Genomic DNA, 7,625 nt, shown 5'->3' with positions numbered 1-7,625 from the left:
CTCGATCAGCATGGTGCGCTCCTTGAATCGTTGAGAGATGGAGCGCACTGTGGCGACGCTCGGCGCGCCGCGCGAGCGGCGTGCGACGAACCGCCGCGCCGATGGCGCGAAACGTCGCCAGCGCGGCGTGGATGGAGTCGGGTTTTACGCGCACCGGGGCCGATGAGGGGCGCTGCGCGGCGGATAATCCGCGGTTTCATTCGCCGCACAAGCCTGGAAGGACGCACGCGTGGACATTGTTTTGCTGGTCAAGGCCGCCATCATGGGCGTGGTCGAGGGGTTGACCGAGTTCCTGCCCATTTCCTCCACCGGGCACCTGATTCTTGCGGGCTCCCTGCTGGGCTTCGACGATGCCAAGGCCAAGGTGTTCGACATCGCCATCCAGACCGGCGCCATCTTCGCCGTCATCCTGGTCTACTGGCAGAAGATTCGCGCCACGCTGGTGGCGCTGCCCAGCCAGCAGCGCGCGCAGCGCTTCGCGCTGAACGTGTTCATCGGCTTCCTGCCCGCCGTGGTGCTGGGGCTGCTGGCCGGCAAGGCCATCAAGGCGCACCTGTTCACGCCGGTGGTGGTGGCCAGCACCTTCATTCTGGGCGGCTTCATCATCCTGTGGGCCGAGCGGCGTCCGCCATCGGCCACGCGCATCCAGGAGGTGGACGACATGACCCCGCTCGACGCCCTCAAGGTGGGCCTGGCGCAGTGCCTGGCCATGGTGCCGGGCACCAGCCGCAGCGGCGCCACCATCATCGGCGGCATGCTGCTGGGGCTTTCGCGCAAGGCGGCCACCGACTACTCGTTCTTTCTGGCCATCCCCACGCTGATCGGCGCGGGCGTCTACAGCCTGTACAAGGAGCGCGCGCTGCTGCAGGCGTCCGACTTGCCGCTGTTCGCCGTGGGGCTGTTCTTCTCGTTCGTGAGCGCCTGGCTCTGCGTACGCTGGCTGCTGCGCTACATCAGCACGCACAGCTTCGTGCCGTTTGCGTATTACCGCATCGTGTTCGGTGTGGTGGTGCTGGTGACGGCATGGACTGGATGGGTGCAGTGGGCCGACTGATAATGGCGCCATGAGCAACCTGCCGCGCATTCTTCGGGGTCTTTGGGGCTGCCTGGCTCTGATGGGGCTGGGTGTCTGCCATTCGTCCCGGGCCGAGGAGGCAATACCTCCCGCTCCGGCGGAAAATGCGCCCAAGCTCAACTACGTGCTGGGTGCCATCGTGAGCAACGGTCCCGACTATGCGGGCAGCGATGGCCGTTCCAGCCACTTGCGGCCGGCATGGGCACTCGAATACGGGCGCTTTCGGCTGAGCACTTCGCGCGGCAGCACGCTCATGGGCCACGGGCTGGAGCAGCGCGAGTCGGGTGCCACGGCCATCCTGGCTGAAAGTGACCGGTTCAGCCTGAGCGCGTCGCTGCGCCTCGACAAGGGCCGCGATGGCCGCGATTCACGGCTTCTGGAAGGCCTGCCCGAGGTGCGCTCCACCGTGCGCGCGCGCGTCAGTGCGAGCTATGCCTTCACGCCCCGCTGGTCGGTGGGGGCGGGGCTTTCGCAAGACATTCTGGGGCGCGAAGGCGGCGCACAGCTGTCCACCAGCCTGTCGTACACCCTGCCCATCACGCAGCAGACGCGCATGGTGGTTGGCGCCGGGGCGGGCTTTGGCGACCGTACCTTCATGCGCACCCAGTTCGGCGTGCCCGCCGTGGCGGGGGGGCGGGGGCCAGCAGGTTGCCCGCTTTTGCACCGGGCGCAGGGCTCTACAGCGTGGACCTGGGTGTTGACGTTATGACGGCGCTCAACCGCCACTGGGTTGTTTGGGGTGGCGTAGGCGTCTCGCAACTCCAGGGCGATGCGCGCCGCAGCCCCCTGACCGTACGGCCTACGGCGTACACCGCTTCACTCGGGCTGGCATACCGCTGCTGCCGCTGACGGGCGCGTTGCCGTGCCGGACGACAGCGCTCAGGGCGCGCCCCGCAGAGGCGTCGCAACACCGGCTTGACGCCGAAAAATGATAAGCTGGCTCTCAACAATATGTTACGGACCTCCCGCCTCGAGGAGTGCTCCACCGTGCATTGGCCTGGTGCGGGCCGATGTCAGACCGGGTTGACGACAACTGCTTCGGGATTTCCTTTCGCATGACGCCAGATGAGCCATCGCTGTCCGAGCGCTTTCCGCTCCTGAAGCCGCCACGGTCCGACGCCGAACTGCTGGCGCTGATCACGCGGGGCGCGGGCGCCACTTTGGCGCTGGTCGGACTTGACCTGCGGGTGGCTTACGCCAACGAGGAATATGCGCGCTGGTTCGGCACGCGGCTTGAGCACGTGGTGGGCCGGTCGCTGCAGGAGCTGTATGGCGAGCACGACTGTGCACGCTTCATGCCCTTCGTGAACCGGGTGCTGCAAGGAGAGCGGGTGCAATACCAGCGCCTGCTGTGCAACCCCGACGGGGTGGAGGAGTGGCGCACCATCTGCCTTACGCCAGCGCGCGGCCCGCAGGGCGATGTCGAGGGTTTCATCACCACGGCACTGGATGTGCACGAGCTGCAGGTCACCATGAAGGCCCTGCGGGAGGCCAACCAGCGGTTGTCCTCGCACATGGACAACAGCCCCCTGGCGGTGATCGAGATGGACCACGAGTTGCGCCTGCTGCATTGCTCGCAGCGGGCCGTGCAGCTCATGGGGTGGGAGCAGGTGTCGCCCCTGGTGGGCTGCTCGCTGCCGCAGTTGCTGGGCGCGTCGGACGAGCGCCTGGGCCTGGCCCTGCGGCGCCTGCAGGTGGGCGAAGAATCGCAGAACCGCGCCGAGACATGCTTCGTGCGCCGCGATGGCGCCGAGATCCATGGCGAATGGTTCAATTCGGCGCTGACCGATGCCACGGGGCGTGTCACTTCGATCATGGCGCTGGTGCAGGATGTTTCCGCAAAGATCCAGATCGCGCGCCAGCAGCAGTACCTGGCCAACCACGATTCGCTCACCGGCCTGTACAACCGGGCGGCATTCCAAGGCCAGCTCGAACTTTCGCTGGCCCGCGTCCGTGAGCAGGGCGGGGCCGTTGCGCTGCTGTTCATCGACCTTGACGGTTTCAAACTCGTGAACGACCAGGAAGGGCACCGGGCAGGCGACGAAGTTCTGCGCATCGTGGCCCAGCGCCTGGGACGGGCGGTGCGCGAGGGCGACACCGTTGCACGCCTGGGCGGCGATGAGTTTCTGGTCATGCTCGACAACGATGTGTCGCCAGAAGACCCGCACCTGATCGGCCGCCGCATCATCGAGGCGCTGCACCAGCCCATGGTGGTGGATGGGCGCAACCTGCACATCGGTGCCAGCATCGGCGTGGCCATGCACCCCCCGCTCGAAGGAGACATCGACGTGCTCATGAGCCGGGCCGACCAGGCCATGTATGCCGCCAAGCGCAATGGCAAGGGGTGCCTGTGCTACGCGCCCCCCCCGCTCTGCGACTGAGGCTCCTTCGCATCCACGGCGGGCAGCGAGATGCTTTGCGCGAAGCGGAAGAAATTGCCCGGGTCATAGGACGCCTTCGCCTTTTGCAGGGTGGGATAGGCAGGCCCCCAGTAGGCGTGTGCGAAGTGCTCCAGGCGGCTGTCGGGGTAGTTCTGGTACACGTGCCCATTGAGCCACGGCGCCACCATGCGCATCAGTCCGTCGAGCCAAGCCTCCATCTTCGTGCGCTCTTCAGGGGTGCGCCAGAACACGTCGGCCACCAGGTTGGCGTCGACGTGGCGGTGAATGAAGGCGCTGTCTTCGACGGGATAGCGGTTGATGGCCCCGCCATAGGGTTCGAGATAGGCCAGCGACCAAGGGTTGGGCGACGTGGCGAAGTAGTCGATGATGGCCTGCCACTGTGCCGGTGTCAGCGGGCCGGCAATGTAGCCGCAGGCCTTGGTTTCGCAAATGCCGTCGGGCAGCGCTTCGGGTAGCGAATAGGGGTGGTCCTCCAGCCAGACGTTCATGTCGGGGTAGGTGCCGGTCTTGCTGACCAGCAACTGCGCGCTTGGCACCGCCAGCAGCGGCGCGATGGCCTGCATGCCTGCTTCCTGCGTGCCGCAGAACATGCCTTGCGCCATGTACACCGGCTGCTGGTTCTGGTAACCCAGGTTCATCATGTAGCCCAGCGCGTCGGGGGCCCCTGTCTGCATGAACCGCGCTTGCAGCAGAGTAAATACCTGCGCTGCGTGGGCCGCGTCCCATGAAACGGCCCAGGCCCACACCTGCTCCAGGCGGACCATGCGGTAGGTCACCTGCAGAAGCACGCCAAAGTTGCCGCCGGTGCCGCCCCGCATGGCCCAGAAGAGCCGCGGGTTCTCGGTCGCGCTGGCGGTCACGGTGGTGCCGTCGGCCAGTGCCACGCGCAGCGACAGCACGAGGTCGCTCTGAATGCCGAAGGCCCGCGAGGTGTAGCCGTAGCCACCACCCTGCACGAAGCCGCCCACGCACACGCTGCCGCATGCGCCGGTGGGAACGTGCCAGCCGGTGCGGTTCATGGCGCCGTTGAAATGGTCGAAATCGGTGCCGGGCAGAACGTGCACACGCTGGTTGGGCGGGTCGAGCACCACGCCACGGATCTCGCTCAGGTCAATGACCATGCCGTTGTTGACCGAGTAGCCCGCGGTGCTGTGCCCGCCGCAGCGCACGGCCACCCAGAGGCTGTGGCGGCGGGCCAGGGTCAGGCATTCAAGCACGTCGCTCTCGCAAGCGCAGTACACGATGAGCTGCGGAAACGCCTGGAACGCGGGGTTGGATTCCTGTCGGGCGTCGTCGTAGTCGGGGCTTGACGGCAGCACCACGCGCCCCACCAGTGTGGCTTCGAGCTGGGCCAGCGCTTGCCACGCGATGGACGGGGTGGCCGTCGGGCTGGCCGCCATTGCGCGGAACTGGGCGACACGGGTGTCTTTGGCAAGACGGGCGGGGCTTTTGCGATGGGCCATGGAACAGGAGCCTCCCAAGATAGTGAGGGCTCTTGTGTAACGCAACGGACGGCGTTTGTCTCGTGTTGTTTGCGCGCGGGCCCGGCACGCAGTGTCGCTGTGCGCGGGCGCTGCGCACACCGCTCAAGGGGCGGGATGCGCCGCCCGGCGCACATCAGGGGTGTGCGGGTGGCGTCAGCGAGACCAGGTTCAGCAAGGCAGCTTCGATGGCGGCCGCCGTGGCCAGTGGCTGCTCCATCGGGAACAGGTGGCTGCCGTCCAGCATCATGATGCGGCCTACCGTCACGCGCTGGGTTAGGGCCATGCCTACCTGGCGCATCTCGACCGATGCACGCCCGCCAATGAAGGCCGCAGGGCAGCGCAGGGGGTGCCTGCGCAGCAGGCTGTCGAGGTTGTGGGGTAGCGTGTTGTAGATGGCGGTTTCCACCGCGCGGTCAAAACCCAGCACCCGGCGGCCGTCTTCATCGCGCAGGCCATGGGTGACGTAGTCGTCCAGCACCCGTGGATCCCAGCGCGCGAACACCTTCTTGCCCATGAAGTGCTGGCGGGCCTCGTCGGTGCTCGACCAGCTCATGCGGCGCTGCCGGCTCACGCGGCCCGGCGACACGGCGCCCACCATCTGTGTGCGCTTGGCCACGCCCACGGTGGTGGCGCGCCAGCCGCTGATGAGCGGAGAGTCGAGCATCAACACCCCGCGCGCGAGCGTGGGGTGCTGCGCAGCCGCCATCACGCTGAGAATGCCGCCCAGCGAGTGCCCCACCAGAAACACAGGTCCTCCCGAAGCCGCCACCTGCTCGGCCGCAAAGTCGGCCAGTTGCTGCACCAGATGGGGCCAGTTGCTGGTGACCGGGTAGCGCGGATCGTGGCCGAAGCGGTCTACCGCGGCCACTTCGAAGCCCCGTTGGCGCAGGTGCTCGAACAGCACGCCGTAGGTGGCTCCAGGAAAGCTGTTGCCGTGGGAGAAGACAATTGTGCTCATCGCAAAAGGGGTGCAGGCTCAGATCAGCTTGTCGTGCCGGGTGGTGATCTTCTTGAGGGGCTTGCTGCGCGCCGGGTTCACCAGGATGGGCGCCTTGGTCGATTCGCCATCCCAGGCCGGGTCTTCGATGCTGTCAAATACCGCACGCAGTTTTTGCCCCCAGCTGTCGTGCAGCATGCGGAAGTAGGGGTTGTGCTCGTCGATGCACACGATCTTGTCGGTGGTGAAGCGGTCGACCTCATACACCACCAGATCCATGGGCAGGCCCACCGAAAGGTTGGATTTGAGCGTACTGTCCATCGATACCAGGGCGCACTTGGCGGCCTCGTCCAGCGGCGTCTCGGGCGTGAGCACGCGGTCGAGCACGGGCTTGCCGTATTTCGATTCGCCCACCTGAAAATAGGGCGTCTCGGAAGTGGCCTCGATGAAGTTGCCCGCCGAATACACCTGGAACAGGCGCATGCCCTCTCCCTGGATCTGGCCGCCGAACACCAGCGAGACATTGAAGTCCACCCCCGAGCGCTTGAGCGCCGCGCCGTCGCGCTCGTGCACGTGGCGCACGGCCGCGCCGAGCACGCGTGCGGCGTCGAACATGCTGCGCGCATTCCAGATGGTGATGGGCTCGCCGTCCTGCTCGTCCGTGATCTGCGTGGTCTGCAGAATCTCGCGCACCGACTGCGAGATGCTCAGGTTGCCTGCCGAAAGCAGCACCATGAAGCGCTCGCCCGCTTTCTCGTAGACCATCATCTTGCGGAACGAGCTGATCTGGTCAAGCCCGGCGTTGGTGCGCGAATCGGACAGGAACACCAGCCCGGCATTGAGTTTGATGGCGACGCAATACGTCATGGAGATGCGGCAAAAGAGCAAAGACCAAAAGCCGAGAGTGTAGTGCCGCGCTGCACCGCCCTGCAGCCGCTGCAGGCCGCGCCCGCGAAGGCATAGGCGACGCATCCATGCCCCAAATGCCCAAAAAATCACGGATGCACGTACAACGCTGGATGCCAGGTGCAGGCTCCCGCCAATAATGCGCCTGCCGTGGCCTGGCCAACGAGCGCAACGCATCCCTTGCAGGAGAAAAACCATGAATCCGAACGTGAATCCCAACCCGCAAACCCTGTCGTTCCACGCGCTGGCAAAAGTGCGCGCTGCCGTGGTGCTGGCCTGCCTGGCGGCACTGATGGCGGGTCCGGCGCTGGCCCAGAATGCCGGCATCGCTGTTTACCCCGGCGCCAAGCCGGATGCGGCCACCAGCGAATTCCTGCGCAGCCAGATGGGCGTGGAGGGTGCGGCCTACCGCACGAACGACAGCCTGCAGAAGGTGGCAGCCTTCTACCAGCAGCAGCCGGGCATGAAGCCCATGGGTGATGCCACCAAGGACTCAGCCGCGTTCGTGGCCGGGTGCAAGGAAGAATTCAACGCCGTGATGAAGAAAAAAATGACCGTCGGCTGCACCCACCATGTCACGGTCCAGAACCCCTGGATGGACATGAAGACGGGCAAGATGGTGGCGGACACGCTGGTGTCCATCGTCAAGCAGTAACGGCCCGCGATGGCGCAGTCCGTCGGGCATGCGGGCCGCGTTCAGCACTCTTCCCAAAACGCCTCGATCAGCTCGCCCTGGGTATCCACCAGCCACCATTCGACCACCGCATCGCGCGGCCCCACTCCCAGCAATCCCAGGGCCCCGCGCGGCGCCGCCAGGCGCG

At 66.2% G+C, this 7,625-nt stretch carries 8 protein-coding genes; 5 read left to right on the top strand and 3 right to left on the bottom strand.

The window, feature by feature from the left end; translation table 11 throughout:
* Positions 1-229 precede the first annotated feature (229 nt).
* The 4 genes from ACDELDRAFT_RS16800 (at position 230) to ACDELDRAFT_RS16790 (ending at position 3,456) form a co-directional block, all read left to right on the top strand.
* Positions 230-1,054 (top strand): undecaprenyl-diphosphate phosphatase, encoded by an 825-nt coding sequence (locus ACDELDRAFT_RS16800; protein WP_005799044.1) that lies wholly within the window; start codon positions 230-232, stop codon positions 1,052-1,054.
* Between the two features lie 10 nt (positions 1,055-1,064).
* Positions 1,065-1,784 carry a MipA/OmpV family protein gene (locus ACDELDRAFT_RS16795; protein WP_005799042.1) on the top strand — a complete coding sequence of 240 codons (720 nt, stop codon included), beginning with the start codon at positions 1,065-1,067 and terminating at the stop codon, positions 1,782-1,784.
* Positions 1,760-1,924 carry a MipA/OmpV family protein gene (locus ACDELDRAFT_RS26025; protein ID WP_269763843.1) on the top strand — a complete coding sequence of 55 codons (165 nt, stop codon included), beginning with the start codon at positions 1,760-1,762 and terminating at the stop codon, positions 1,922-1,924. The genes ACDELDRAFT_RS16795 and ACDELDRAFT_RS26025 overlap by 25 nt, the downstream gene beginning before the upstream one ends.
* Before the next feature lie 206 nt (positions 1,925-2,130).
* A complete protein-coding gene (locus tag ACDELDRAFT_RS16790; protein ID WP_040329647.1) occupies positions 2,131-3,456 on the top strand; it encodes a diguanylate cyclase domain-containing protein in 1,326 nt (441 codons plus the stop codon).
* Here the strand turns inward: ACDELDRAFT_RS16790 and ACDELDRAFT_RS16785 are convergent.
* From ACDELDRAFT_RS16785 to ACDELDRAFT_RS16775, 3 genes are all read right to left on the bottom strand, one after another.
* Positions 3,429-4,940, bottom strand: coding sequence for an FAD-binding oxidoreductase (locus ACDELDRAFT_RS16785; protein ID WP_005799039.1), 1,512 nt, complete (start codon positions 4,938-4,940; stop codon positions 3,429-3,431). The genes ACDELDRAFT_RS16790 and ACDELDRAFT_RS16785 overlap by 28 nt on opposite strands.
* 154 nt (positions 4,941-5,094) lie before the next feature.
* A complete protein-coding gene (locus ACDELDRAFT_RS16780) occupies positions 5,095-5,919 on the bottom strand; it encodes an alpha/beta fold hydrolase (protein ID WP_005799037.1) in 825 nt (274 codons plus the stop codon).
* An 18-nt stretch (positions 5,920-5,937) separates the two neighbouring features.
* On the bottom strand, positions 5,938-6,765 hold the full coding sequence (locus tag ACDELDRAFT_RS16775; RefSeq protein WP_005799035.1) for a proteasome-type protease: 828 nt from the start codon (positions 6,763-6,765) through the stop codon (positions 5,938-5,940).
* Positions 6,766-7,000: 235 nt separating this feature from the next.
* On the opposite strand from ACDELDRAFT_RS16775, the gene ACDELDRAFT_RS16770 reads away from it, so the two are divergent.
* Positions 7,001-7,459: a hypothetical protein gene (locus ACDELDRAFT_RS16770; RefSeq protein ID WP_005799033.1), complete on the top strand. Its 459-nt coding sequence runs from the start codon at positions 7,001-7,003 to the stop codon at positions 7,457-7,459.
* Positions 7,460-7,625: the final 166 nt, after the last annotated feature.

Origin of the sequence: Acidovorax delafieldii 2AN (assembly GCF_000175235.1) — a bacterium.
In the GTDB taxonomy this organism is placed as follows: Bacteria; Pseudomonadota; Gammaproteobacteria; order Burkholderiales; family Burkholderiaceae_C; genus Acidovorax; species Acidovorax delafieldii_B.
Note: the sequence above shows the minus strand (reverse complement) of the source record. Positions and strands in the feature narration are given on the sequence as shown.

Coding starts and splice junctions, on each gene's coding strand:
- ACDELDRAFT_RS16790 (WP_040329647.1), top strand. CDS start 2,131: ATGACGCCAGATGAGCCATCGCTGTCCGAGCGCTTTCCGCTCCTGAAG.
- ACDELDRAFT_RS16795 (WP_005799042.1), top strand. CDS start 1,065: ATGAGCAACCTGCCGCGCATTCTTCGGGGTCTTTGGGGCTGCCTGGCT.
- ACDELDRAFT_RS16775 (WP_005799035.1), bottom strand. CDS start 6,765: ATGACGTATTGCGTCGCCATCAAACTCAATGCCGGGCTGGTGTTCCTG.
- ACDELDRAFT_RS16770 (WP_005799033.1), top strand. CDS start 7,001: ATGAATCCGAACGTGAATCCCAACCCGCAAACCCTGTCGTTCCACGCG.
- ACDELDRAFT_RS16785 (WP_005799039.1), bottom strand. CDS start 4,940: ATGGCCCATCGCAAAAGCCCCGCCCGTCTTGCCAAAGACACCCGTGTC.
- ACDELDRAFT_RS16780 (WP_005799037.1), bottom strand. CDS start 5,919: ATGAGCACAATTGTCTTCTCCCACGGCAACAGCTTTCCTGGAGCCACC.